The sequence below is a fragment of the Burkholderia lata genome, from assembly GCF_000012945.1.
Taxonomy (GTDB): domain Bacteria; phylum Pseudomonadota; class Gammaproteobacteria; order Burkholderiales; family Burkholderiaceae; genus Burkholderia; species Burkholderia lata.
Map to the genome: position 1 here is coordinate 2,995,656 of NC_007510.1, position 25,490 is coordinate 3,021,145.

26 protein-coding genes are annotated in these 25,490 nt (G+C 68.2%); 14 read left to right on the plus strand and 12 right to left on the minus strand.

The features are described from left to right. Positions 1-200: 200 nt before the first annotated feature. Positions 201-1,583: an exodeoxyribonuclease VII large subunit gene (gene xseA, locus BCEP18194_RS19560; protein ID WP_011352987.1), complete on the minus strand. Its 1,383-nt coding sequence runs from the start codon at positions 1,581-1,583 to the stop codon at positions 201-203. Positions 1,584-2,033: 450 nt separating this feature from the next. On the opposite strand from xseA, the gene lpxK reads away from it, so the two are divergent. The 5 genes from lpxK (at position 2,034) to BCEP18194_RS19585 (ending at position 6,109) form a co-directional block, all read left to right on the plus strand. Next, positions 2,034-3,062 (plus strand): tetraacyldisaccharide 4'-kinase, encoded by a 1,029-nt coding sequence (gene lpxK, locus BCEP18194_RS19565; protein ID WP_011352988.1) that lies wholly within the window; start codon positions 2,034-2,036, stop codon positions 3,060-3,062. Continuing rightward, positions 3,043-3,237, plus strand: a complete 195-nt coding sequence (locus BCEP18194_RS19570) for a Trm112 family protein (RefSeq protein ID WP_010090898.1) — start codon at positions 3,043-3,045, stop codon at positions 3,235-3,237. The genes lpxK and BCEP18194_RS19570 overlap by 20 nt, the downstream gene beginning before the upstream one ends. Positions 3,238-3,348: 111 nt before the next feature. Beyond that, complete coding sequence (kdsB, locus tag BCEP18194_RS19575) at positions 3,349-4,134, plus strand: 3-deoxy-manno-octulosonate cytidylyltransferase (RefSeq protein WP_011352989.1); 786 nt, start codon at positions 3,349-3,351, stop codon at positions 4,132-4,134. 208 nt (positions 4,135-4,342) lie between these two features. Further along, positions 4,343-5,005 (plus strand): adenylate kinase, encoded by a 663-nt coding sequence (gene adk / locus BCEP18194_RS19580; RefSeq protein ID WP_011352990.1) that lies wholly within the window; start codon positions 4,343-4,345, stop codon positions 5,003-5,005. Positions 5,006-5,350: 345 nt separating this feature from the next. After that, positions 5,351-6,109: an SDR family NAD(P)-dependent oxidoreductase gene (locus BCEP18194_RS19585; protein WP_011352991.1), complete on the plus strand. Its 759-nt coding sequence runs from the start codon at positions 5,351-5,353 to the stop codon at positions 6,107-6,109. Between the two features lie 63 nt (positions 6,110-6,172). Here the strand turns inward: BCEP18194_RS19585 and BCEP18194_RS19590 are convergent, their stop codons facing one another. Beyond that, positions 6,173-7,015, minus strand: coding sequence for a SirB1 family protein (locus BCEP18194_RS19590; protein ID WP_011352992.1), 843 nt, complete (start codon positions 7,013-7,015; stop codon positions 6,173-6,175). A gap of 8 nt (positions 7,016-7,023) precedes the next feature. Beyond that, on the minus strand, positions 7,024-8,574 hold the full coding sequence (gene murJ, locus BCEP18194_RS19595; RefSeq protein WP_011352993.1) for a murein biosynthesis integral membrane protein MurJ: 1,551 nt from the start codon (positions 8,572-8,574) through the stop codon (positions 7,024-7,026). 304 nt (positions 8,575-8,878) lie between these two features. On the opposite strand from murJ, the gene rpsT reads away from it, so the two are divergent. Next, positions 8,879-9,151 carry a 30S ribosomal protein S20 gene (rpsT, locus tag BCEP18194_RS19600; RefSeq protein ID WP_011352994.1) on the plus strand — a complete coding sequence of 91 codons (273 nt, stop codon included), beginning with the start codon at positions 8,879-8,881 and terminating at the stop codon, positions 9,149-9,151. A gap of 153 nt (positions 9,152-9,304) precedes the next feature. Here rpsT and BCEP18194_RS19605 read toward each other — a convergent pair whose 3' ends face one another. Further along, entirely contained in the window at positions 9,305-9,625 is a 321-nt protein-coding gene (locus BCEP18194_RS19605) for a DUF3579 domain-containing protein (protein WP_011352995.1), read from the minus strand. 413 nt (positions 9,626-10,038) lie between these two features. Here BCEP18194_RS19605 and argF point away from each other — a divergent pair, with 413 nt between their 5' ends. Further along, complete coding sequence (argF, locus tag BCEP18194_RS19610; protein ID WP_011352996.1) at positions 10,039-10,968, plus strand: ornithine carbamoyltransferase; 930 nt, start codon at positions 10,039-10,041, stop codon at positions 10,966-10,968. Between the two features lie 90 nt (positions 10,969-11,058). Here the strand turns inward: argF and murB are convergent, their stop codons facing one another. Next, complete coding sequence (gene murB, locus BCEP18194_RS19615; RefSeq protein WP_011352997.1) at positions 11,059-12,108, minus strand: UDP-N-acetylmuramate dehydrogenase; 1,050 nt, start codon at positions 12,106-12,108, stop codon at positions 11,059-11,061. A gap of 137 nt (positions 12,109-12,245) precedes the next feature. Here murB and BCEP18194_RS19620 point away from each other — a divergent pair, with 137 nt between their 5' ends. Beyond that, the gene (locus BCEP18194_RS19620) at positions 12,246-12,731 is read left to right on the plus strand and encodes a YajQ family cyclic di-GMP-binding protein (protein WP_011352998.1); all 486 of its coding nucleotides are present in this window, start codon (positions 12,246-12,248) and stop codon (positions 12,729-12,731) included. 80 nt (positions 12,732-12,811) lie between these two features. Here the strand turns inward: BCEP18194_RS19620 and plsY are convergent, their stop codons facing one another. Together plsY and ybaK are read right to left on the minus strand one after the other, a co-directional pair. Then, a complete protein-coding gene (plsY, locus tag BCEP18194_RS19625; RefSeq protein WP_011352999.1) occupies positions 12,812-13,450 on the minus strand; it encodes a glycerol-3-phosphate 1-O-acyltransferase PlsY in 639 nt (212 codons plus the stop codon). A gap of 108 nt (positions 13,451-13,558) precedes the next feature. Beyond that, positions 13,559-14,050: a Cys-tRNA(Pro) deacylase gene (gene ybaK / locus BCEP18194_RS19630; RefSeq protein WP_011353000.1), complete on the minus strand. Its 492-nt coding sequence runs from the start codon at positions 14,048-14,050 to the stop codon at positions 13,559-13,561. A 248-nt stretch (positions 14,051-14,298) separates the two neighbouring features. On the opposite strand from ybaK, the gene BCEP18194_RS19635 reads away from it, so the two are divergent. Further along, on the plus strand, positions 14,299-15,861 hold the full coding sequence (locus BCEP18194_RS19635) for a class I adenylate-forming enzyme family protein (protein WP_011353001.1): 1,563 nt from the start codon (positions 14,299-14,301) through the stop codon (positions 15,859-15,861). A 47-nt stretch (positions 15,862-15,908) separates the two neighbouring features. Here the strand turns inward: BCEP18194_RS19635 and xerD are convergent, their stop codons facing one another. The 3 genes from xerD to queG all read right to left on the minus strand — a co-directional run bounded on the left by xerD (position 15,909) and on the right by queG (position 18,626). Beyond that, entirely contained in the window at positions 15,909-16,859 is a 951-nt protein-coding gene (gene xerD, locus BCEP18194_RS19640; protein ID WP_011353002.1) for a site-specific tyrosine recombinase XerD, read from the minus strand. Further along, positions 16,859-17,326 carry a methylated-DNA--[protein]-cysteine S-methyltransferase gene (locus tag BCEP18194_RS19645; protein WP_034190552.1) on the minus strand — a complete coding sequence of 156 codons (468 nt, stop codon included), beginning with the start codon at positions 17,324-17,326 and terminating at the stop codon, positions 16,859-16,861. Before BCEP18194_RS19645 ends, xerD begins: the two co-directional genes overlap by 1 nt. 64 nt (positions 17,327-17,390) lie before the next feature. Beyond that, positions 17,391-18,626 carry a tRNA epoxyqueuosine(34) reductase QueG gene (gene queG, locus BCEP18194_RS19650; protein WP_041492933.1) on the minus strand — a complete coding sequence of 412 codons (1,236 nt, stop codon included), beginning with the start codon at positions 18,624-18,626 and terminating at the stop codon, positions 17,391-17,393. A gap of 17 nt (positions 18,627-18,643) precedes the next feature. On the opposite strand from queG, the gene BCEP18194_RS19655 reads away from it, so the two are divergent. Both BCEP18194_RS19655 and BCEP18194_RS19660 read left to right on the plus strand, forming a co-directional pair. Next, positions 18,644-19,198 carry a bifunctional tRNA (adenosine(37)-N6)-threonylcarbamoyltransferase complex ATPase subunit type 1 TsaE/phosphotransferase gene (locus tag BCEP18194_RS19655; RefSeq protein WP_011353005.1) on the plus strand — a complete coding sequence of 185 codons (555 nt, stop codon included), beginning with the start codon at positions 18,644-18,646 and terminating at the stop codon, positions 19,196-19,198. Continuing rightward, positions 19,180-20,706: an N-acetylmuramoyl-L-alanine amidase gene (locus BCEP18194_RS19660; protein WP_011353006.1), complete on the plus strand. Its 1,527-nt coding sequence runs from the start codon at positions 19,180-19,182 to the stop codon at positions 20,704-20,706. The genes BCEP18194_RS19655 and BCEP18194_RS19660 overlap by 19 nt, the downstream gene beginning before the upstream one ends. Before the next feature lie 54 nt (positions 20,707-20,760). Here BCEP18194_RS19660 and BCEP18194_RS19665 read toward each other — a convergent pair whose 3' ends face one another. Beyond that, positions 20,761-21,639 (minus strand): EamA family transporter, encoded by an 879-nt coding sequence (locus tag BCEP18194_RS19665; protein WP_208860714.1) that lies wholly within the window; start codon positions 21,637-21,639, stop codon positions 20,761-20,763. 244 nt (positions 21,640-21,883) lie between these two features. Between BCEP18194_RS19665 and BCEP18194_RS19670 the strand changes: the two genes are divergently transcribed. Then, on the plus strand, positions 21,884-22,765 hold the full coding sequence (locus BCEP18194_RS19670; protein WP_011353008.1) for a pirin family protein: 882 nt from the start codon (positions 21,884-21,886) through the stop codon (positions 22,763-22,765). Positions 22,766-22,817: 52 nt separating this feature from the next. Further along, positions 22,818-23,666 carry a thioredoxin gene (gene trxA, locus BCEP18194_RS19675; protein WP_011353009.1) on the plus strand — a complete coding sequence of 283 codons (849 nt, stop codon included), beginning with the start codon at positions 22,818-22,820 and terminating at the stop codon, positions 23,664-23,666. A gap of 115 nt (positions 23,667-23,781) precedes the next feature. Here trxA and tcdA read toward each other — a convergent pair whose 3' ends face one another. Next, a complete protein-coding gene (tcdA, locus tag BCEP18194_RS19680; RefSeq protein ID WP_011353010.1) occupies positions 23,782-24,639 on the minus strand; it encodes a tRNA cyclic N6-threonylcarbamoyladenosine(37) synthase TcdA in 858 nt (285 codons plus the stop codon). Between the two features lie 128 nt (positions 24,640-24,767). On the opposite strand from tcdA, the gene pdxH reads away from it, so the two are divergent. After that, positions 24,768-25,412 carry a pyridoxamine 5'-phosphate oxidase gene (gene pdxH / locus BCEP18194_RS19685; protein WP_011353011.1) on the plus strand — a complete coding sequence of 215 codons (645 nt, stop codon included), beginning with the start codon at positions 24,768-24,770 and terminating at the stop codon, positions 25,410-25,412. The last annotated feature ends 78 nt before the right edge of the window (positions 25,413-25,490 follow it).

Sequence of the window (25,490 nt, forward strand, 5' to 3'; positions counted from 1 at the left end):
AGGCTGTGTTGGATGCTGCCGAGCGTCCGATTGTAGGCGAGGACGAATAACCCCGCAAACTCACGGGCCATTTATCCGCGGTATGCGGAAAAGCGATGTTTGCGCAACGTCCGGCAGGACGAACCTGACGCTGCGCAGCATCCGTTCCCGCGCCCGAAGCGTCCGTTGCGGCAACCTTCGCTCCGCTTGCACCCGTTACGTCAGATCGTATCGCTCAGCCGCGGCTGCACGTCGGCGAGCGACACGTCGGCCGATCCTTCCGCGAGATGCACGGTCAGGCGGCGCTGCGGTTTCAGCGCGTTCGGCGTGCGCACCGCGCGGCCCGTCTGTGCATCGATCAGCGCCGCATAGCCGCGCTCGAGCGTACGTTGCGGGCTCAATACCTCGAGCCTTGCCGCACAGGCTGACACGCGAGCCGTGTCGCGTTCGTGACGGCGCTGCAAGGCCAGCGCAAGACGCTGCGACAGCCCCGCGAGCGCCTGGCGCGCCTGCGACGGATCAGGCCGTGCGCGCTGCCAGCGCAGCTGCGCGAGCGCGAACCGCGCGCGGGCGTCGCGCACCGGCCGCGACGCCGCCGACGCCAGCCGCACCGCGAGCTGCTCGACGTGCGTGCGCTGCCGCTGCAGCCGCTCGGCCGGGCTCACCAGCCGGCGCGCGAGCCAGTCGAGCTGCTGCGCGCGCTGTTCGAGCCGGCGTTCCATGCCGCGCGCGAGCGCACGCTGGCGCTCGCCGACCTCGCGCAGCAGCAGCGCGCGCTGCGGGCTCGCGAGCTCGGCCGCGCCGGTCGGCGTCGGCGCACGCAGGTCGGCCGCGAAGTCCGCAATCGTGAAATCGGTTTCGTGCCCGACGCCGCTGACGACCGGCAGTTCGCTCGCCGCGATCGCGCGCGCCAGCGCCTCGTCGTTGAACGACCACAGATCCTCGATCGAGCCGCCGCCGCGACAGACCAGCAGCACGTCGACCTCGCGGCGCGCGTTCGCGGTCTCGACGGCCGTGACGAGCTTGTCGGCGGAACCGGCGCCCTGCACGGGCGCCGGATAGACAATCACCGGAATGTGCGGCGCCCGGCGGGCGAGCGTGGTCAGCACATCGCGCAGCGCAGCCGCCTGCAGCGACGTGACGATGCCGATCGCGCGCGGGTGGGCCGGCAGCGGCCGCTTGCGCTCGGGCGCGAACAGTCCCTCGCTCTCGAGCTGCGCCTTCAGCCGCAGGAACGCCTCGTACAGGCGCCCCTGCCCGGTGCGCCGCACGGCCTCGACGTTGAGCTGCACTTCGCCGCGCGGCTCGTACATCGTGACGACCGCGCGCACCTCGATCCGGTCGCCTTCGCGCGGCGTGAATTCCGCATATTGCGCGCGGCCGCGGAACATCACGCAGCGCATCTGCGCCTGCTGGTCCTTGATCGAGAAATACCAGTGGCCGCTCGCGGCGCGCGTGAAATTCGACACTTCGCCCGAAATCCACAGCAGCGGAAACGAGCGCTCGAGCATCGTCGAAATCGCGCGATTGAGCGCCGAAACGGGAATCACTTCGTCGCCGCCGCGGGTCGCGCCCGGTGCGGCAAATGGGGAGTCGGAAGGCATGGACGGTCGGATGAATGCTGGCGGCGACACGATAGTCCGACACGCGCGCGACGTCCAGCGCCGGGCACATGCGCGATGACGTTCGGAAGGTGTCCACACTTTGGCAATCATCGGCCTAAAACGCGTGAAAACCGCTGAAAAATCCAGACAATTAGCTGTAACGCATTGATTTTTATATATTTTTAAATCTTTCGGAATGATTCTCATCCGATTCGAAGCCCACCCGGCGGGCGTTTGACGTCATCGAGCGAGGAGTTTTTCACAGAGTTATCCACAAGCCGCCGCGATCCGGCCCCACAGGCTGCGGCGGCCGGTCGCGCTTGCCGCGCCCGCCTGCGGCGCGCTAGAGTGCCGCCTTCCGAAGACCCTGCGGCATGTGCCGCCCAACGGAGAATCCGCCTTGACGAATCCGTCCCACGCCGCGGCGCACGAGATGCCGCGCCCGGCCCGATGAGCGCGCCCGACGGCCCGCTCGCCCGGCTCGAAGCCCGCCTGACGCGCGAATGGCAGCGCCGCGGCGCGCTCGCGTGGGCGCTCACGCCGTTCGCGTGCGTGTTCGGCCTGTGCGCGGCACTGCGGCGCACCGCGTACGCGCAGGGCTGGAAGAAACCGGTCGACGTCGGCGTGCCCGTCGTCGTGGTCGGCAACGTGACCGTCGGCGGCACCGGCAAGACGCCGACCGTAATCGCCCTCGTCGACGCGTTGCGAGCGGCCGGCTTCACGCCCGGCATCGTGTCGCGCGGCTACGGCGCGAACGTGAAGGCGCCGACCGCCGTCACGACCGCGTCGCGCGCCAGCGCGGGCGGCGACGAACCGCTCCTGATCGCACGCCGCACCGGCGCGCCGGTCTGGGTCTGCCCCGATCGCGTCGCGGCCGCGCAGGCGCTGCGCGCCGCGCATCCGGACGTCGACGTGATCGTCAGCGACGACGGCCTACAGCACTACCGCCTCGCGCGCACGGTCGAGCTCGTCGTGTTCGACCACCGGCTCGGCGGCAACGGCTTCCTGCTGCCGGCCGGGCCGTTGCGCGAGCCGCTGTCGCGGCACCGTGACGCCACGCTCGTCAACGATCCGTACAGCGGCGCGCTGCCGCCGTGGCCCGACACCTATTCGCTCGCGCTCACGCCGGGCGCCGCGTGGCACCTCGACCAGCCCGCGCTGCGACGCCCGCTGTCGCAATTCGCGAACGAGCGCGTGCTCGCCGCGGCCGGCATCGGCGCGCCGGAACGCTTTTTCGCGACGCTGCGCTCGGCCGGTCTCGCGCCCGCGACGCGCGCGCTGCCCGACCACTACGCGTTCGCCGACAATCCGTTCGTCGACGACGCCGTCGATGCGATCCTGATCACCGAGAAGGATGCAGTAAAATTGGGCGCTTCCTGGCGCGACGCCCGACTGTGGGTTGTCCCCGTCGAAGCCGCGCTCGACCCTCGCCTCATTGCCCTCGTTGTGGAGAAACTCCGTGGACGCTCGCCTGCTTGAAATCCTTGTGTGCCCTATCTGCAAAGGCCCGCTCCACTATGACCGTGCCGCGCAGGAGCTGATCTGCAACGCGGACAAGCTCGCCTACCCGATCCGCGACGGCATCCCCGTGATGCTGGTCGACGAGGCGCGCCAGACCGTCGAAGGCACGCCGGTCGACCCGGCCGGCCGCTAAGCCGCCCGACCCGGCCCTCGCCGCGGCCCGTCCGCCGCGAGGGCGCCGAACCCCGCCGGGCGGCCCGCACCAGACGCGCCGCCCGCTCCGCTCTTCTCACCGCCCTCCCCGATGACTCAACCCTTCATCGCCGTCATTCCCGCCCGGCTCGCGTCGACGCGACTCCCGAACAAGCCGCTCGCCGATCTCGGCGGCAAGCCGATGGTCGTGCGCGTCGCCGAACGCGCGCGCGAAGCGGGCGCGCAGCAGGTGCTGGTCGCGTCCGACGCGCAGAGCGTGCTCGATGCGGCCCGCGATCACGGCTTCGAAGCGGTGCTGACGCGCGCCGACCATCCGTCCGGCACCGACCGGCTCGCGGAAGTCGCGGCGACGCTCGGGTGGAGCGACGACACCGTCGTCGTCAACGTGCAGGGCGACGAGCCGCTGATCGACCCCGTGCTCGTACGCGACGTAGCGTCGCACCTCGCCGCCCACCCGGCCTGCGCGATTGCGACGGCCGCCCACCCGATCCACGACGCCGCCGACGTGTTCAACCCGAACGTGGTGAAGGTCGCGCTCGACGCGCAGAGCGTCGCGCTGTACTTCTCGCGTGCGCCGATTCCGTGGAGCCGGGACGCATACCAGCCGCACTGGCCCGACGTCGCGGCCATGCCTGCGCCCGCTTTCCCGGTCTACCGGCACATCGGCCTCTATGCGTATCGCGCGCGTTTCCTGCGCACGTATCCGACGCTCGCGCAGGCGCCGATCGAACAGGCCGAGCAGCTCGAACAGCTGCGCGCGCTGTGGCACGGCGAGCGCATCGCAGTGCTGATCACCGAGTCCGCGCCCGAAGCCGGAATCGACACGCCGGCCGATCTCGCACGCGTGCAGGCCCTTTTTCAGCCGTCATCAAAATAACCCGTGGCATAATCAGGCGATTGTGCGAGCCGTCCGCGACCAGCGCGTCCTCGCTTGACCCCGCCCGCGGCCCTGCCGGCAGCCGCGCGTCGCTCAACCCGACGCGCCGCATCAGACCGGTCCGCCACGCGCCAGGCAAGCCCCGCGCACACCGTCGCCGGCGCTTTTTGCGTCTCGCCACACGAATCTACATACTGGAGATATCACCATGCGTTTGATCCTGTTGGGCGCGCCCGGCGCGGGAAAGGGCACCCAGGCAAACTTCATCAAGGAAAAATTCGGCATCCCGCAAATCTCGACGGGCGACATGCTGCGCGCGGCCGTGAAGGCCGGCACGCCGCTCGGCGTCGAGGCGAAGGGCTACATGGACGCCGGCAAGCTGGTGCCGGACGCGCTGATCATCGGCCTCGTCAAGGAGCGCCTGAAGGAATCCGACTGCGCGAACGGCTATCTGTTCGACGGTTTCCCGCGCACGATCGCGCAGGCTGACGCCATGAAGGAAGCCGGCGTCGCGATCGACTACGTGCTCGAGATCGACGTGCCGTTCTCGGAAATCATCGAGCGCATGAGCGGCCGCCGCACGCACCCGGCATCGGGCCGCACGTACCACGTCAAGTTCAACCCGCCGAAGGTCGAAGGCCACGACGACGTGACGGGCGAGCCGCTGATCCAGCGCGACGACGACAAGGAAGAAACCGTCAAGAAGCGCCTCGAAGTGTACGAAGCGCAGACCAAGCCGCTGATCACGTACTACGGCGACTGGGCGCAGCGCGGCGAGGAAAACGGCCTGAAGGCTCCGCAGTATCGCAAGATCTCGGGCCTCGGCAGCGTCGAGGAAATCCGCGAGCGCGCGTTTGGCGCACTGAAGTAAGCAACGCATCGCGCACCCGCAAGCCGCCCTTTCCGGGCGGCTTTTTTTTGCCCGGGCGGAACGCGCACGGCCGTTCCGGTCTCGCCGTCGCGCGAAGGCGCCTCGTACAATCGGTCGAGTGCATGCCCCTCCATTGCCGGCGGACCGGCATTTCAGCCGATCGCGTGGCATCGGATTGGGCAAGCGTTTGTGTGGAAGCGCTACTTGAGCCGAAGCGACAATGGCGGTCGACCGCCTCGGCATGGGACCTCCCTAAGCGCTAAAGCGCCAAGGGCGGTCGACCGCCTTGGCATGGGACCGCCCTAAGCGCTGAAGCGCCAAGGGCGGTCGACAAAGGAGACAGTCATGGAAATTCGCGGCAACGTGTTTCTGATCACGGGCGGCGCATCGGGCCTCGGCGCCGGCACCGCGCGGATGCTCGCGCAGGCAGGCGGCACGGTCGTGCTCGCCGACCTGAACGACGCGGCGGGCACCGCGCTCGCAGCCGAGCTGGGCGGCATCTTCGTGCACTGCGACGTGTCGAGCGAGGCCGACGCGCAGGCGGCCGTCAACGCGGCGACGCGCGCCGGCACGCTGCGCGGCCTCGTGAACTGCGCGGGCATCGCGCCCGCCGCGAAGACCGTCGGCAAGGACGGCGCGCATCCGCTCGACGTGTTCGCGAAGACGATCAACGTGAACCTCGTCGGCACGTTCAACATGATCCGGCTCGCGGCCGCCGCGATGGCCGCCACCGCGCCGACCGCGGACGGCGAGCGCGGCGTGATCGTCAGCACCGCGTCGGTCGCCGCCTTCGACGGGCAGATCGGCCAGGCCGCGTATGCGGCGTCGAAAGCCGGCGTCGCGGGTATGACGCTGCCGATCGCGCGCGACCTGTCGCGCAGCGGCATCCGCGTGATGACGATCGCGCCCGGCCTGTTCGAGACGCCGATGCTGCTCGGCATGCCGCAGGACGTGCAGGACGCGCTCGGCGCGATGGTGCCGTTCCCGCCGCGACTCGGCAAGCCGGCCGAATACGCGCTGCTGGTGCGCCAGATCGTCGAGAATCCGATGCTCAACGGCGAAGTGATCCGCCTCGACGGCGCAATCCGGATGCAGCCGAAATAGGCATAAAAAACGCCCGCGATGCGGGCGTTTTTTCGTTCCGGGTTCCGGCAGCGTGGCCGCGGCTCAGTCCTCGCCGTCGCGCTGCATCCGCTGCCGCAATTCGATCACCTGCGACTCGACGACGGTGGCATCGTCAGCCTCCGGCCGCTCGCCGAGATACTGCTCGAGATCCTCGAGCGCGGGGCGCAGGTAATCGAGCCGCGCATACGCGAAACCGCGGTCGCGGACTTCGTCGAGGTGCTCGGGCAGCAGGATCACGAGCCGCTGCTGCACCGCGAGCAGCCGCTGCCAGCGTTCCGTCTGAAGATAGATCGTCTTCAGGTTGCGCAGCATCCGCGCGATGATCTCGCGGCTCGTCGCCGGCTGCAGCAGCGCGCGCAACGCGCTGTCGACCGCCCCGGCCGCACGCGCGACGTACGGCTCGAGCATCTCGACCATCTCGGCTTCGGACAGCGAATGGCCGTTGGCCGGATCGATGATCAGGTCGCCGTCCGGCAGCGTGACGCGCAGCAGGAAATGACCGGGAAACGACACGCCGCGCGCCGGTACGCCGATCTGCTCGGCGAGCTCCAGGTACAGCACCGACAGCGAGATCGGGATCCCGCGCCGCCGCTTCAGCACGGCGTTCAGGTGGCTGTTATCGGGGTCGTAGTAGTCGTTGTGATTGCACGCGAAGCCGAGCTCGCGGAAGAAGAAATCGTTCAGTGCGGCGACGCGGCCCTTCAGGTCCGCATCGTCTGTGAACCGCCGGCGCAGCCGCGCGGCGAGCATGTCGAGTTCGGCCAGCGTGCCCTGCAGGTCGAGGTCGGGATACGCGTCCTGCGCCAGCGACAGCGCCGCTTCCGTGACGGGCAGGCTGTCGTCGTCTGCCACGAGCGTGCTGAAGTAGTCGAGGACGCGGGTCATTGCGGTCGTCACTTGGCGCGCCTTCTGAAATAAGCGTATTTGAAGCCCATCACCCACAACATACCGAAATATAGTGCAGCGAACACCACGAGGCACGCGGCCATCAGCGCAATGCGATCGAGCGGCTGCGCACGCATCCCGGTCCAGTCGAAGCTGATCGACAGCCAGTGCATCAGGCCGGCGAGCACCAGCGCCGCGCCGATCAGCTGCACGAAGAAGCGCAGCCAGCCTGGCGACGGCTGGTAGATGCCGCGCTTGCGCAGCCCGATGAACAGCAGCAGCGAGTTCAGGCACGCGCCGACGCCGATGCTCAGCGTCAGGCCCGCGTGGCCGATCAGCGGCACGAACACGTAGTTCGAGATCTGCGTGACGATCAGCACGCCGATCGCGATCTTCACCGGCGTCTTGATGTCCTGCTTCGCATAGAAGCCCGGCGCGAGGATCTTGATCAGGATGATGCCGACGAGGCCGATCCCGTAGGTCGCCAGCGCGCGCGCGACCATCGTGACGGTATGCGCGTCGAACTTGCCGTAGTTGAACAGGGTCGCGGTGAGCGGCGTCGCAAAGAAGAACAGCGCGAGCGCGCTCGGTGCCGCGAGCAGGAACGTGACGCGCAGCCCCCAGTCGAGCAGCGCCGAATACTCGTGCGAATCGGCATCGACGTGCGCCTTCGACAGGCTCGGCAGCAGGATCGTGCCGAGCGCGACGCCGAGCAGCGCCGTCGGGAATTCCATCAGGCGGTCGGCGTAGTTGATCCACGACACCGCGCCCTGCCCGAGCCGCGACGCGATGTTGGTGTTGATGATCAGCGACAGTTGCGCGACCGACACCGCGAACGTCGCGGGCACCATCTTCGCGAGCACGCGCTTCACGCCCGGGTGGCGCAGCGCGCGCAGCGGGTTGAGGCCGATCAGCGGCACCATGTCGATCTTCTTCAGGCCCGGCAGCTGCACGAGGAACTGCAGCACGCCGCCGACGATGACGGCCCACGCGAGCGCGAACACCGGCACCTTCAGGTGCGGCGCGACGAACACGGCCGCGGCGATGAACGCGACGTTGAGCAGCACCGGCGCGAACGCAGGCAGCGAGAAGCTCTTGTACGTGTTCAGCACGCCGGAGGCGAGCGTCGTCAGCGAGATGAACACGATGTACGGGAACATGATCCGCGTCATCGTGACCGCGAGCGGGAACGCCTGCCCGTCGGTGTGCAGGCCGGACGCGACCGCGAACACGACCCACGACGCGCCGACGATCCCGAAGACCGACAGCACGGCAAGCGCCCACGCGAGCACGGTGGACATCGCGTCGACGAGCGCTTTCGTCGCGTCGTGCCCCTGCTGGTTCTTGAACTCGGCGAGGATCGGCACGAACGCCTGCGAGAACGCGCCTTCGGCAGACAGGCGGCGCAGCAGGTTCGGGATACGGAAGGCGACGTAGAACGCGTCGGTGTATTGACTGGCACCGAACGCACGGGCGATCAGTGTCTCGCGGGCCAGTCCGGTCACGCGCGACAGCAGCGTGAAGCCGCTGACCGTCAGCAGGGCTCGGAATAGATTCATGGGGCGCTTATTATACGGACGTTGCGTGGCCCGGCCAGCGGCCGATGCCGAAAAGCGCGCACGCCGATGGCGCCCGGTCCGGCAGATGTCACGTTGATGTTGCCACTCGCTTGATTTTGTTGCTATAATCGCCGGTTTCTGGGCTCGTACATGCACGGCAACTGCCGTTTTCATGTCCCGGCCTCGGTTAAAATCACCGTTTTTTATGCGCCCCTGGGCAATCGCTCTCAGGGGACGGATCGAAAAGCAGCGCTTGGCCGTCTAGGCTCCAAGCTCTGGAAACAGGACAGGATAAGGAACCGTCATGGCTAACTCCGCACAAGCACGCAAGCGCGCCCGCCAGGCCGCGAAGGCAAATTCGCACAACTCGGCGCTGCGCTCGAAATTCCGTACCGCGATCAAGGCTGTTCGCAAGGCTGTCGACGCCGGCGATCAAGCAAAGGCTGCCGATCTGTTCAAGGCTGCCGTGAAGACGATCGACACGATCGCTGACAAGAAGATCGTTCACAAGAACAAGGCCGCTCGCAGCAAGAGCCGCCTCGCCGCGGCCGTCAAAGGCCTGCAGGCAGCAGCGTAAATCCGGCGCGCCCGCTTCCGCGGGCGTTCCTGTTTCCTGCGATCGCAAAAAAGCCCGCCTAGGCGGGCTTTTTTGCCTGTGTCGCCGAGATCGGCAACGATGCAGGCGAACAGCCGGGGCCTGGCGCTGCGCACGCCCCCGCCCGTCCGCTTCTTACTTCTTCTCGCCGTAGTCCGGCAGTTCGCACGCCTCGGTGACGACGAGGTTGTTGTCCTTCGCGAAATTCAGCACGAAATCGAACGCCATCGGCTCGACGTCGCGCAGCCGGGAATCGAGGATCACGCATTTCAGGTCGCCGAGCATCGTCGGACGCACGTAGAGCGAATACTGGAGACGCGCGTTCCGTCCGCTCGCCCCCGGCCCGAAGCAGGCCATCACACCGGCCAGACGTTCCGACCAGTCGCTCGGGCGAAACTTTTTCCCGTCTTTCGTGATGCCCTGGATGAAGAATTCGGTCGGAGGGGTTTCAGCCATGTGGTTACCCAAGTGACGGCCCGGCGATAGCCAGGCAACGGCGCCTGGATACGCGAACACAAAGCTGAAACGGACGGCGGCACAAGCATTCCGGTATCCCGAAAACGGGACGTCGGCGCGCGCCGCCGGTGGACTGCACCGGATTTGTGCAGCGCACGGCTTGTGTCCGGCAGAGCGCGAGGAGGCTTGCCTGCCGGGCTGGAGAAAACTTTCGAATTATACCGCAGCGCGCCATCGCGCGCCGTCCCGACGCCCCTCCTCCTGTACCGCTTGCCACCCGCGGCGATCGTGCCCCGCTTCTCTCCGCGGCTCGTCAAAGCACAGAAAATCCTTTATGCTGCTTTGAGTTATCCACACCCGACGGCGGCGCCGTCCGGCCCTGCTGCCGGGTGCAACCTGCCGCATCTCGCTTCATGACCGCCAAAACCATTCGTCACTACCTGCAGTTCACGGATTTCTCGCTGGAAGACTACGAGTACGTGCTCGAACGCACGGGTATCCTGAAGCGCAAGTTCAAGAACTACGAGACCTATCACCCGCTGCATGACCGCACGCTCGCGATGATCTTCGAGAAGAGCTCGACGCGCACGCGCCTGTCGTTCGAAGCCGGGATCTTCCAGCTCGGCGGCCACGCCGTCTTCATGAGCACGCGCGACACGCAGCTCGGCCGCGGCGAACCCGTCGAGGATTCCGCGCAGGTCATCTCGCGAATGGTCGACATCATCATGATCCGTACGTTCGAGCAGGAGGTCATCAAGCGCTTCGCGGACAATTCCCGCGTGCCGGTGATCAACGGCCTGACGAACGAGTACCACCCGTGCCAGGTGCTCGCCGACATCTTCACGTACTACGAGCACCGCGGCCCGATCGCCGGCAAGACCGTCGCATGGGTCGGCGATGCGAACAACATGCTCTACACGTGGATCGAGGCGGCGCAGATCCTCGGCTTCAAGCTGCGCCTGTCCACGCCGCCCGGCTACGCGCTCGACATGAAGCTCGTGTCGCCCGACAGCGCACCGTTCTACGAAGTGTTCGAGGATCCGAACGAAGCGTGCAAGGGCGCCGACCTCGTCACCACCGACGTGTGGACGAGCATGGGCTTCGAGGCCGAGAACGAGGCCCGCATGCAGGCATTCGCCGACTGGTGCGTCGACGAGGAAATGATGGGCCACGCGAACCCGGACGCCCTCTTCATGCACTGCCTGCCCGCGCACCGCGGCGAGGAAGTGACGGCCGGCGTGATCGACGGCCCGCAGAGCGTCGTGTGGGACGAAGCGGAAAACCGCCTGCACGTGCAGAAGGCCCTGATGGAGTTCCTGCTGCTCGGCCGCCTCAAGCACTGACGCGCCGGCACCGGGCCATCCATGAAAAAAGCGCCGATCGACGATCGGCGCTTTTTGTTTGAGCGCGGGAAAAGCTGCGCTGGGCCCGCGTTACAGGCAGACCGGTTCGGCTTCGAGCTCGACGCCGAATTGCGTCTGCACGTCGGCCTGGATCGCCCGTGCCAGCGCGAGCACATCGGCGCCCGTCGCGCCGCCGCGATTGACGAGCACGAGCGCCTGGCGGTCGTGCACGGCCGCCGCACCCAGCGCGCGCCCCTTCCAGCCGCAGCGGTCGATCAGCCAGCCGGCCGCGAGCTTGACCTGCCCGTCCGGCTGCGGATATGACACGACTTCCGGTGCGCGGGCGCGCAGCGCATCGAACTGCGCCGCATCGATCACCGGATTCTTGAAGAAACTGCCCGCGTTGCCGAGGACGAGCGGATCGGGCAGCTTCGCGCGGCGGATCGCGACGACCGCGTCGAACACGTCGCGCGCCGTGGCCGCATCGGGTGCAATGCCTCGGGCGTCGAGTTCGCGCGTGACATCCGCGTAGCCGAGCCGCGGCACCCATTGCTTCGGCAGCCGGAACGTCACCGACACGATCGCAAACCGGCCGCGCCCTTCCCGCTTGAAGAAGCTGTCGCGATAGCCGAACGCGCAGCGCGCGGCGTCGAAGCGCTCGCTGCACCCCGTCGCCAGCTCGACCGCAACCAGCGAGTCAAAATACGCCTTCATCTCGAGGCCGTACGCACCGATGTTCTGGATCGGCGCCGCGCCGACCGTGCCCGGAATCAGCGCGAGGTTCTCGAGGCCCGCCATCCCGTGCTCGAGCGTCCATGCGACGAATGCGTGCCAGTTCTCGCCGCCGCCAGCCTCGACGTACCACGCGTCGTCATCCTCGCGCACGACGCGGCGGCCCGCGATCTCGTCGAGCAGCACGACGCCGTCGAAATCGCGCGTGAACACGACGTTGCTGCCGCCGCCGAGCACCAACTGCGGCAGGTGCGCGACGCGCGGGTCGCGATGGAGCGCCTCGAACTGCGACGCATGCGTGATGCGCGCGGCGAAGCGCGCGGTCGCGGCGATGCCGAACGTGTTGTGCGCGGCGAGCGGATGGTCGGGAAGCAGCGACAGGGTGGAATCGTCAAGAGGCATCGGCATTCGCGGTCACGTCCGCCCGGGTGGCACATGGCCGGCCTTGGGCAAACGGAGGGGCATCGGTAAAATGGCAAACAGTCCGCAATTATAGCGAGTGCCCGCGCGCGAGCCGGGTGCCCGCATCTCAAGGGAGGAATGCCATGCCATCGTTCGACGTCGTTTCCGAAGCGAACATGATCGAAGTAAAGAACGCCATCGAGCAGTCGAACAAGGAAATTTCGACGCGCTTCGACTTCAAGGGCTCCGACGCGCGCGTCGAGCAGAAGGAACGCGAGCTGACGCTGTTCGCCGATGACGATTTCAAGCTCGGCCAGGTCAAGGACGTGCTGATCGGCAAGCTGGCCAAGCGCAACGTCGACGTGCGCTTCCTCGACTACGGCAAGGTCGAGAAGATCGGCGGCGACAAGCTCAAGCAGATCGTCACCGTGAAGAAGGGCGTGACGGGCGACCTCGCGAAGAAGATCGTGCGCCTCGTGAAGGACAGCAAGATCAAGGTGCAGGCGAGCATCCAGGGCGACGCGGTGCGCGTGAACGGCACGAAGCGCGACGACCTGCAGAGCGTGATCGCGATGCTGCGCAAGGACGTAACCGACACGCCGCTCGACTTCAACAACTTCCGCGACTGATCGCCGGACGATCCGTCACGTCATCCTGCCGGGCCCCGCACACGCGGCGCGCCCGGCGCGCGGCCAAACGCCGCACCTCCTCAGGCTTTCCCGCCGTCCTGCGCGCCGCCGTCAGCGGCCGCCTTCTTCTTGTCGCCGATCCGGCTCTCCTGCCCCGCCAGCAGCTTCGAAATGTTGCCGCGGTGACGCCACACGAGCAGCACGCTCATCGCGAGCACGGCCCACGCGACCGGGTTGTGGCCCGTGCCGAACAGGAACACGTCGAACACCGGCGCGAACACGGCCGCCACCAGCGCCGCGAGCGACGAATAGCGGAAGAAGAACGCGACGATCAGCCAGGTCAGCGCGGTCGCAAGCCCGAGCACCGGGTGCACCGCGAGCAGCACGCCGGCCGCGGTCGCGACGCCCTTGCCGCCCTGGAAGCGGAAGAACACCGGATACAGGTGGCCGAGGAACACGGCGATCGCGACCCATGCGACCGCGACGTCGGGCAGCCCGAGGTGCCGGGCGAGCCAGACGGCGATCCAGCCCTTGAATGCGTCGCCGACCAGCGTCAGGATCGCGGCCTTCTTGTTGCCGCTGCGCAGCACGTTGGTCGCGCCGGGATTCTTCGACCCGTATGAACGCGGGTCGGCCAGGCCCATCGCGCCACTGACGACGACGGCGAACGACACCGAACCGATCAGGTAGGCAACGAGGGCGGCGAGCAGGATCTGCATGCGGAGGACTCTTCTTTCAACGTATCGGTAAAGGGACGGCTGCGCGCGGCACGCCGAAACGGCGCCCATTCTACCGAACGCGCGCGGCCTGCCACGAAGGTGAAACCCTCAGTCAACACTGGCGCACTGTACGGGCTGTGCGCCGAGCAGCGACGTGAGCACGGCCGGCGCGAGGCTGACGAGGTAGCCGCGACGGCCGCCGTTCAGGTAGATCGTCGGCAGTTCGAGGATCGTCGCCTCGACGTAGACGGGCATCGCCTTGCGCGTGCCGAACGGTGACGTGCCGCCGACGAGATAGCCCGAATGGCGGTTCGCGACCTCGGGCTTGCACGGCTCGACGCGCTTCGCGCCGATCTGCCGCGCGAGGTTCTTCGTCGATACGGTGCGATCGCCGTGCATCAGCACGATCAGCGGCTTCGCGTGCTCGTCTTCCATCACGAGCGTCTTCACGACGCTGTGCTCGTCGACGCCGAGCTGGCGCGCCGATTCACCGGTGCCGCCGTGCTCGACGTAGTCGTACGGGTGCTCGCCGAACGCGACGCCGTGGCGGCGCAGCAACTGGGTCGCGGGGGTTTCGGACACATGCCTGGATTTGCTCATGGCGGCATTTTAATGGTGAACGACCGGCGAGCGCGCAATGGCGCGCTCGCCGGTCGTGCCGGCGGTATACTCGCGGCCCGTTTTTCACCGGGCGGCCCGCTGCGTCGCCGCGGCGATTCCGGCCATCATCATTGCTTCCATCGCGAAGTGCTATTGCCCGAATGGCCGATTGTGGCGCGCGCGCCGTCATGGCACGATCGTTCGCAAACTTCAACGCGCCGCCACCCGGCCCCTTTTCTGGAGACGCCATGACCTCGCCCTCCCGCTCATTCGAGCCGCTCGACGTCGACGCACTGCTCGCCGCGCTGCCTCGCCGCATCGCCGACGTGCCCGCGCGCTGGGCCGCGCAGACACCCGCGCACCCGGCGCTGATCGAGGACGCGCGCCGCTTGTCGTACGGCGACCTGTCGCAGGCCGTCGATGCTACAGCCTCGCTGCTCACCAGCCTCGGCGTGCAAGGCGGCGACCGCGTGATGATCGTCGCCGAAAACTGCGTCGCGCAGATCGTGCTGCTGTTCGCGGTCGCGCGTCTCGACGCATGGGCGCTCGTGTCGAACGCGCGCTTGTCCGCCAGCGAACTCGATGCGATCGCCGCACACGCGCGCCCGAAGCTGATCGCGTTCACCACCGACGCATCGCCCGACGCGCGCGCGCATGCCGAGCGGCACGGCGCGACGCCTGCCGGCGTGCTGCCGGTCGACATCGGTGCGTGGTCGTATCGCGTCGACGCGAGCGCGCCGGGCGAACCGGTCGCCGCCGACGGTGCCGCGCAATGTGCGGCGCTGATCTATACGACCGGCACGACCGGCACGCCGAAAGGCGTGATGCTGTCGCATCGCAACCTGCTGTTCATCGCGGCGACGTCGAGCACGCTGCGCCGCGTGTCGCCCGACGACGTCGTCTACACGGTGCTGCCCGTGTCGCATGTGTACGGGCTCGCGTCGGTCTGCCTCGGCAGCCTGTACGCGGGCGCGACGCTGCGGCTCGTGCCGCGCTTCTCGCCGGAAGCCGTGCGCGTCGCACTCGCCGACGAAGGCGTCACGATCTTCCAGGGCGTGCCCGCGATGCACGCGAAGCTGCTCGAACACCTGCACACGCACGGCCACGCGTGGCGCGCACCGCGCCTGCGCTTCGCGTATTCGGGCGGCTCGCCGCTCGACGCGAACCTGAAGGCGCGCGTCGAGCGCCTGTACGGCGTGCCGCTGCACAACGGCTACGGGATGACCGAAAGCAGCCCGACGATCACGCAGACGCCGCTCGACGCGCCGCGCACCGACAGCTCGGTCGGTGTGCCGATTCCCGGTGTGGAGATGCGGATCGTCGCGCCGGACGGCACCGACGTGCCGCCGGGTGAAGTCGGCGAGATCCGCGTGCGCGGGCCGAACGTGATGCTCGGTTACTACCGCAATGCGGACGCGACACACGCGGCCGTGTCGCCGGACGGCTGGCTGAGCACCGGCGATCTCGCACGGCAGGAGGCGGACGGCGCCGTGACGATCGCGGGCCGCAGCAAGGAGCTGATCATCCGGTCGGGCTTCAACGTCTATCCGGTCGAAGTCGAGCAGGTGCTGAACGCGCATCCGGACGTCGTGCAGGCGGCCGTCATCGGCCGCGCGGTCGAAGGCAACGAGGAAGTGCTCGCGTTCGTCGAGCTGGTGCCCGGCGCGACGGCGGACGAAGCGGTGTTGCACGCGTGGTGTGCGGAGCGGCTCGCGCCTTACAAACGCCCCGCGCACATCCGGGCGCTCGACGCGCTGCCGGCCGCGTCGACGGGCAAGGTGCTGAAGCACAAGCTGCGCGAACTGGTCTGACCTGGGCCGGCTCGGCGCGTGACACAGCGCGCGCCACGCTGGATGCGCTAACCGCGCGGATGGTGTTGCGCGTGCAGCGTCTTCAAGCGCTCGCGTGCAACGTGCGTATAGATCTGCGTGGTCGAGATGTCGCTGTGGCCGAGCAGCAACTGCACGACGCGCAGGTCGGCGCCATGATTCAGCAGGTGCGTCGCGAACGCGTGCCGCAGCGTATGCGGCGACAGGTGCGCGCGCACTTCCGCGTGCTGCGCGTGGCGCTTGATGATGTTCCAGAACTGCTGGCGCGTCATCCCGTCGCCGCGCGCGGTCACGAACAGCGCGTCGGCCGCGCGCGCGCCGAGCAGCGCCGGCCGCGCGTCGCGCAGGTAGCGCTCGATCCAGCCGTGCGCGACTTCGCCGAACGGCACGAGCCGCTCTTTCGACCCCTTGCCCATCACGCGCACGACGCCCTCGTTGAGCCCGACCTCGACGGTCTTCAGCATCACGAGCTCGCTCACGCGCAACCCGCTCGCATACATCAGCTCGAGCATCGTGCGATCGCGCAGGCCGAGCGGCGTGCCGATGTCGGGCGCGCCGAGCAGCGCCTCGACCTGCGCCTCCGACAGCGTCGACGGAAACCGGGCGGCCTGTTTCGCGGACGTGATCCGCAGCGTCGGGTCGGCGCTCACACGATGCTCGCGCACGGCCCAGCCGTAATAGCGCCGGAACACGGACAGCCGCCGGTTCGACGACGTCGCCTTGCCGTCGCTGCGCGCGGCGATGTAGCCCGTCACCATCGCTTCGTCGACCGAATCGAGCGGCGCGTCGTGCGTCTCCGCCAGCCATTGGGAAAACAGCACCAGATCGCGCCGGTATGCGTCGAGCGTGTTGCGCGCGAGCCCGTGCTCGAGCCACAGCGCATCGCAAAACACGTCGATCGACGCACGGCTCGCGAGCAGCGCGGGTGACGCCGCGGCGGCATCGCCGTCGGCTTCGGGAGAAATCAGCGATTCACTCATCAGTACGGCACGCCTTCGTGCGCCAGCAGCCAGCGCTTCACTTTCTGGTAATAACCGTTGTCGTCGTGGTTCGCGAAGCCGCCGAGGCCGCCCGCCGCGACGACGCGATGGCATGGAATCACGAGCGGGAAGTAGTTCGCGCCGCACGCCTGGCCGACCGCGCGCGGCGCGCTGCCGATCCGCTTCGCGACCTGCCCGTAGGTCAGCACCGTGCCGGGCGGGATATCGCTGATCACGTCCCACACGCGGTGCTGGAACGCGCTGCCGACTTCGGCGAGCGGCAGGTCGAAGCGCGCCGATGCGCGCTCGAAATAACGTTCGATCTGCTTGACCGCGCGCTTCGCGAGCGGCGAATCCGGATCGACCGACTTCACCGATTCGGGCAGATAGACGATCTCGCGCACCACCGCGGCGTCCGTGCGGATGCCGACTTTGCCGAACGGCGCGTCGATGACTGCATTGAACATGGCCCTCTCCTGACCGATGGATGCGCGCGGCACCACCGCGCGCCGACGACACTTTACGCCGCCTTCACACGGCACGCAGCGCCCATTCGACATGCTCGCGCACGACCGGCGACGGATCGTCGGCCCGCGCGCGCAACGCAGCGACGATCGCCTCGCGCGCCTGCGGCGTGAGCCGGCCCGCGTCCGCGCGCAGCGCATTGCCGAGCCCGACCGCGAGATTGCGCAGCCAGCTTTCGTAGCCGATGCGTCGGATCGCACTGCCCTGCATGCGCGTATCGAACGTGTCCGCATCCCACGCAAACAGCTCGACGAGCGTCGCGCGGTCGAGGCCGTGCCGTACGTCGAAATCGGCGACGGGCGCGGCCTGCGCGAACTTGTTCCACGGGCACACGAGCTGGCAGTCGTCGCAGCCGTACACGCGATTGCCGATCATCGGCCGCAGCGGCTCGGGGATGCTGCCTTTCAGTTCGATCGTCAGGTACGAGATGCAGCGGCGCGCGTCGACGCGGTACGGCTCGACGATCGCGCCGGTCGGGCAGGCGCCGATGCAGCGCGTGCAGCTGCCGCAGTGCGCGCCGGGCGTTTCGGGCGCGGTGTCGGGGGACGTGTGCGCGTCGGTCGGCAGCGGGACGTCGACGTAGATTTCGCCGAGGAAGAACAGCGAGCCCGCATCGCGCTGCAGCAGCAGCGTGTGCTTGCCGCGCCAGCCGACGCCGGCCTTCTGCGCGAGCTCGACCTCGAGCACGGGCGCCGAATCGGTGAACACGCGGTAGCCGAACGCGCCGATCTCCTGCTCGATGCGCTCCGCGAGTGTCTGCAGGCGGTTGCGCAGCACCTTGTGATAGTCGCGGCCGCGTGCGTAGATCGACACGACGGCCGCCTGCGGATCGTCGAGCCGGGCCCGTTCGCGCGCACGCCAGTCGTGCAGCGCGAGCGTGCCTGGCTCGCTTTCAGGTGCGTCGGCGGCCAGCGTTTCGGCCGGCAGATAGGCGAGTCGCGCGGAGATCACGCGTCGCGTACCGGCCACAAGTTCGGCCGGACGCGCGCGTTTCATCCCATGTTTCGCCATATAATCCATTTCGCCGTGGTATCCGGCTTCCAGCCAGGCGGCGAGGCCTGCTTCGGCATCCGAGAGATCGGTATCGCTGATGCCGATCGCCCCGAAACCCAATTCGCGCCCCCACGCCCTGATGCGCGCGGCGAGCGCAGTCAACGCCGCATCGTCGAGCGCGCACGGTGCCGCGCCTTCGGCACAAGTCGAAGGCCTGTCGGATGCGGCGAGTTCCGGTAATCGGTTCATCGCACTATTTTACGAGAATGTCAGCCACGTCCAGCCACTCGCCTCATGCCGTCACGTTGCCCGCCCCGCTCGAGCAGCGCGTGATCGCGCTCGCCGACGAAGCGGCGACCGAGGCCTTCGGCACCCGCTTCGCGCACGCACTCGACGCGGCACGCGTCGAACTCGCCCGCGCGCATGCGTTCGACGGGCTGCAGATCCAGCTGGTCGGTGATCTCGGCGCGGGCAAGACGTCCCTGGTACGCGCGATCCTGCGCGGCCTCGGCCACGCGGGGCGCGTGCGCAGCCCGACCTATACGCTCGTCGAGCCGTACGCGCTCGAACGCGACGATGGGGAACTCGAGGTCTATCACTTCGATCTGTATCGTTTCAACGATCCGGCCGAATGGTCCGACGCAGGCTTTCGCGAATATTTCAATTCCAGCGCGATCTGCCTCGTCGAATGGCCACAACAGGCGGGCACGCTGCTCGGCGTACCCGATCTGGTTTTCTCGCTCGACGTGGATGGCGACGGCCGCGCCCTCACCGTCCGGGCGTACAGCGCTTCAGGAAAGGCATGTCTCGAAAGATGTTGATCAAACCGTTCCGCTCGATCGAATCGGCGGCCACCGCGACGCACAACTGGCGGCGCCGCCAGATCCTGTGCGCGGGCGCGTCGACGCTGGTGCTCGGTCTCGTCGCACCGCGGCTCGCGCACGCATCGTCGGTGCTTGGCGTGCGCGTGTGGCCCGCACGCGATTACACGCGCGTCACGATCGAATCCGACCAGCCGCTGCAGAATAGCCAACAGCTGCTGCAGGGTCCCGACCGTCTCGTCGTCGACCTGACCGGCCTCGACCTCGACCAGGCGCTGCGCGACCTCGTGTCGAAGATCGCGCCGAACGATCCGCAGATCCAGTCGGTGCGCGTCGGCCAGTATCAGCCGCACGTCGTACGGATGGTGTTCGACCTGAAAGGCTCGGTGAAGCCGCAGGTGTTCACGCTGCCGCCGGTCGGCACCTACAAGTACCGGCTCGTGTTCGACCTGTATCCGGCCGTCGCACCCGATCCGCTGTCCGACCTGATCGCACAGACGGAACGCAAGGAGCAGGCGCTCAACGACACGACGCGCGCGCAGCAGATGCAGCCGCCGACCGCGCTGGCCGGCCCGGGTACGCCCCTGCCGCCGCCTGCCGCGGGCGACAACAGCGACGCGTTCTTCCAGCGCTTCGCGCAGAACACGCCGGCCACGCCGCACACGCCGCCCGCCACCCCGTCGACGCCCGCGAAGCCGGCCGTCAAGCCGCCGCCCGTCATCGCGCGCCGCGACGACAGCGACGATGACGGCGACACCTACAAGTTCACGGCGCCGAAATCCGGCAAGGGCGGCACCGTGCGCCTGCTGACGGTGGCGATCGATCCGGGCCACGGCGGCGAGGATCCGGGCGCGATCGGCGGCGGTGGCACGTACGAGAAGCACATTGCGCTCGACATCGCAAAGAAGCTGCGCGCGAAGATCGACGGCGCACCGAACATGCGCGCGATGATGACGCGCGACGCCGACTTCTTCGTGCCGCTGAACGTGCGCGTGCAGAAGGCTCGCCGCGTGGGCGCCGACCTGTTCGTGTCGATCCACGCCGATGCGTTCACGACGCCGTCCGCGCGCGGCTCGTCGGTGTTCGCGCTCTCCGACCACGGCGCGACGAGCGCCGCGGCGCGCTGGATGGCGAACAAGGAAAATTCGTCCGACCTGATCGGCGGCATCAATATCAAGACGGCGGACGCGACCGTGAACCGCGCGCTGTTCGACATGTCGACGACCGCGCAGATCCGCGATTCGCTGCGCTACGGCAACTACGTGCTGAAGGAAGTGGGCGGCATCAACAAGCTGCACAAGGGCTCGGTCGAGCAGGCCGGGTTCGCGGTGCTGAAGGCGCCCGACATTCCGTCGATCCTCGTCGAGACGGCCTTCATCAGCAACCCGGAAGAAGAGAGCCGCCTGAACGACGACAGCTATCGCGATCAGATGGCCGACGCGATCTTCCGCGGCATCAAGCGCTATTTCGCCGCGAATCCGCCGCTCGCGAAGAGCCGGATGGCCTGACGGCCGCACCCGGCCACCCCGCCCCGCCGCCGGCACGCAGTGCGTGCCGGCGCGTCACGATGCCGCGAAGCGGCGCATCAGTTTCCCGCCGAACACGTTCACCGCGAGCCCGCCCATCACGAGCGCCGTGCCGATCAGTTGCGTGCGCGTCAGATGCTCGTCGAGCAGCAGCGCCGACGACGCGAGGCCGACGACCGGCACCAGCAGCGAGAACTGCGCGACCTGCGCGGCCGGATAGCGCGACAGCAGGCGGCTCCACAGCCCGTAGCCGAGCAGCGTCGCGACGAACGCGAGATAGACGACCGCGAAGATCGACGCGCCGTTCAGCCCGGCGAGCGCGGTCGCGATCCGCTGCGGCCCTTCGAACCACAGCGACAGCAGGAAGAACGGCACGGGCGGCACGAGGCTGGCCCACACGACGAGCGACACGAGGTTCGCCTTGCCGACCTTCTTCGTGACGATGTTGCCGAACGCCCACATCGCAGCCGAGCAGATCGTCAGCAGGAAACCCGCGAGCGTCATCGCGCGGCCGCCCTGCGCCGCGATCACGACGAGCCCGCCCGCGGCGATCGCGAGCCCGATCAGGTTCTGCACGCGCAGCCGTTCGCCGAGGAACAGCATCGCGAACACGAGCGTGAAGAACGCCTGCGACTGCAGCACGAGCGACGCGAGGCCGGCCGGCATGCCGACGTACATGCCGGTGAACAGGAACACGAACTGGCCAAGCTGGATCGTCGCGCCGTACAGCACCAGCAGGCGCCACGGAATCTGCGGCCGGCGCACGAAGAACACCGCGGGCACGGCCGCGAGCGTGAAGCGCAGCGCGCCGAGCAGCATCGGCGGCATCCCGTGCAGGCCGACCTTGATCACGACGAAGTTCACGCCCCACGCCAGGATCACGACCAGCGCAAGCAGCAAGTCCTTCGGGGCCATCATCGGCGTCTCCTCGATTGTCGAATTGTTGTGCAAGGTGCTCTCGGGCCCAGTCGCTCTGCGCCGGGCGCCCCGAGAGAGCTTCATTTGGGGCGAAAAACCGGGGCGGCCCGGCGTTTTCCCGAGAAGCCGGTCAGTCTACCGGGTTTCAGCGCCCGGCCCGATACCCGCGCCGCACGCATGGAATCGGCGGCGGACGGCCAGTACAATGACCGGCATCCCCCGCCGCCCCACAGGATCCGCCATGACCGCTCCGATCAAAGCCCTGCTGAAGCCGCACGTGCGCGACATCGGCAACCTGCAGGTGCGCCGCACGCTGCCCGCCCTCGCCGCACGCCTCGTCGGCCCGTTCATCTTCTTCGATCACATGGGCCCCGCCACGCTGCCGCCCGGCACGGGGCTCGACGTGCGCCCGCACCCGCATATCGGCCTCGCCACCGTCACCTACCTGTTCGACGGCGCGATCCTGCACCGCGACAACCTCGGTTCGCTGCAGGAAATCGTGCCGGGCGACGTGAACTGGATGACGGCCGGCCGCGGGATCGTCCACTCCGAACGCACGCCCGACGCGCAGCGCGAAAACGGCCACACCGTGCACGGGATCCAGACCTGGGTCGCGCTGCCGCGCGCGCACGAGACGACCGAGCCGTCGTTCGAGCACCATGCGGCCGACACGCTGCCGAAGCGCAACGAGGGCGGCGTGTCGCTGACGGTGATCGCCGGCGACGCGTTCGGGCTGCGCTCGCCGGTCACGACGTTCTCGCGCACGCTGTACGTCGCGGCCGAATTCGCGGCCGGCGGCCGCATCGAACTCGACGCGTCGCACGAGGAGCGCGCGGTCTATGTGGTCGACGGCGAGCTCGCGATCGACGGCACGCCGGTGCCGGCCGAGCAGATGGCCGTGCTCGCGCCCGACGCCGCGGTCACGCTGACGAGCGGCAGCGGCGCGCGTGCGATGCTGCTCGGCGGCGACAAGATCGACGGCGAGCGCTTCATCGAATGGAATTTCGTCGCCAGCAGCCGCGAAGCGATCGAACGCGCGAAAGAAGCCTGGACGCGCCAGGAAATGGGCAAGGTGCCGGGCGAGACCGAGTGGATTCCGCTGCCCGAGTCGAAGCCGCGTTGAAAAAGGGGCGCACCGCCCCCATCCTGACGACATTCGAACCGAAGAGAACGACATGGACACCACGCTTGCCACATTCGAGAAAGACGTCATCGAGGCGTCGCTGGACGCACCCGTGCTGGTCGACTTCTGGGCGCCGTGGTGCGGCCCCTGCAAGACGCTCGGCCCGCTGCTGGAAAAGCTCGAAGGCGACTACGAAGGCCGCTGGAAGCTCGTGAAGGTCAACGTCGACGAGAACCAGGAACTCGCCGCGCACTTCCAGACGCGCAGCATCCCGCACGTGATCGCGTTTGCCGACGGGCGCCCGGTCGACCAGTTCGTCGGCGTGCTCCCCGAAGGCCAGCTGCGCGCCTTCCTCGACCGGCTGCTGCCGGCGCCCGAGGAAGCCGAACGGCGTGCCGCGCAGTACGCGATGGCCGAGGAGCGCTACGACGACGCGCTCACGCACCTCGAGGCGGCGCTCGCGCTGAACCCCGGCTTCGACGACGCGCGCCTCGATTTGATCGAACTGCTGCTCGCGAGCAACCAGGTCGACGCCGCGCGCGCCGAGACCGAACGCCTGTCGCCGCAGACCCTGCAGAACGGCGACCCGCGCTACCAGGCGATCAAAACCCGTTTCGACGCACTCGAAGCCACGGCCGACCTGCCGCCGACCGATGCGCTCGAAGCGCGCATCGCGGCGAACCCGGCCGATCTCGACGCGCGTTTCGATCTCGCGCAGAGCCTGATCGCGCGGCGCGCGTACGAAGGCGCGGTGGAGCAGTTGCTGGAAATCGTCACGCGCGATCGCGCGTACGGCGACGATCTCGGCCGCCGCACGCTGATCTCGGTATTCGAGCTGGCCGGCGATCGCCCCGACCTCGTCGCCGGGTGGCGACGCAAGCTGAGCATGGCGCTCAACTGAACTTGATGTGTGACCGCCGGGCCGCAACGGCCCGGCTGCGGGATCGCCCCGCATGCCATACGACGGCGCGTGTCACGCGCCGCAGCATTCCTTAACGACCGCGATTCACGGCGGCTCAGCCGGCGGCTTGCGCCGCGATCGCGCGCAGCGCATGCGCGGCGGCCGCGAAGCCGAAACTCGCGGTCACGCACACGCTCGAACCGAATCCCGCACAGTTGAGCCCCGCGACGTGCGCGGCCGCGGACGGCTCGGCGCCGTCCTCGAGGTCGCACGCGGCCGCTTCCGGATAGATCAGCGGCTCGTCCGAATACACGGCGCTGACCTTGAACCGCGCTTTCGGCCCGCGCGGAAAGCCGTGCTGCTTGCGCAACTGCGCGCGCACCTTCGACAGCAGCGGATCCTGGATCGTCAGCGCGAGATCGTCGATCCGGATGCGCGTCGGGTCGAGTTGCCCGCCCGCGCCGCCGACCACGACGAGCGGCTGGCGTTTCGCGACGCACCACGCGATCAGCGCAACCTTCGTGCGCACGCTGTCGATCGCGTCGATCACATAGTCGAAACCGCCGCCGAGCAGCGCATCGAAGTTGTCGGGCTCGACGAAATCCTCGATCCGGTTCACGCGGCACGCGGGATCGATCAGCGCGATCCGCTCGGCCATCGCGTCGACCTTCGGCTTGCCGAAATTGCCGTCGAGCGCATGGATCTGCCGGTTCGTATTGCTTTCGGCGACGTTGTCGAGATCGATCAGCGTCAGCGTGCCGACTGCGTTGCGCGCGAGCGCCTCGGCCACCCACGACCCGACGCCGCCGATCCCGATCACCGCGACGTGCGCGCGCTCGAACGCGGCAGCGGCCGGCGCGCCGTACAGGCGCGCGACGCCGCCGAAACGCCGCGCTCGATCCACGTCAAGCTGGATTTCCGGGGTCGGGGTAAGATCAGAAGAACTGGGCGGGGCAGCGTCGGCGACGGACATGGCAGCAAGGAAAACGTAAGTCGTGCAGCCCTCTATTTTGCCTGAACTCCCCGCTCGCACGCGCCACTGTGCACGCACGTTTCTCGCGCGTTGGCTACAATGGTTCCAGATTGAAGCGTTTGCATAACATGACGACTCTCGCCGATCTCCGCATCAATTACTCACGGGCTTCGCTCGACGAAGCCGATGTCGCCCACGACCCCTTCGCCCAGTTCGATCGCTGGTTCAAGGAGGCGCTCGCCGCCAAGCTGCCCGAGCCGAACACGATGACGCTCGCGACCGTCGGCGACGATGGCCGGCCGTCGGCACGCATCGTGCTCATCAAGGGCGTCGACGAACGCGGGTTCGTCTTCTTCACCAATTACGAAAGCCGCAAGGGGCGCGATCTCGCCGCGCATCCGCAGGCCGCGCTGCTGTTCTACTGGATCGAGCTCGAGCGCCAGGTGCGCATCGAAGGCCGGATCGAGAAAACCAGCGCAGAAGAAAGCGACCGCTATTTCGCGTCGCGCCCGCTCGGCTCGCGCATCGGCGCATGGGCATCGGAGCAGAGCGCGGTGATCGACAGCCGCGCAACGCTCGAAGCGCAGGAACAGGCCGTCAGCGAACGCTACGGCGACAACCCGCCGCGCCCGCCGCACTGGGGCGGCTACCGCCTCGTGCCCGACTCGATCGAGTTCTGGCAGGGCCGCCCGTCGCGGCTGCACGACCGCCTGCTCTATACGCGCGACGCCGACACGTCGCCGAGCTGGTCGATTTCGCGCCTGTCGCCTTAAGCGCGGCGCCGGCACCCGCCGGTCGTGTCTCGTGTTGCATTCGGGCGCCCGCCTCGCAAGCGGCGGGCGCCGGTCAAG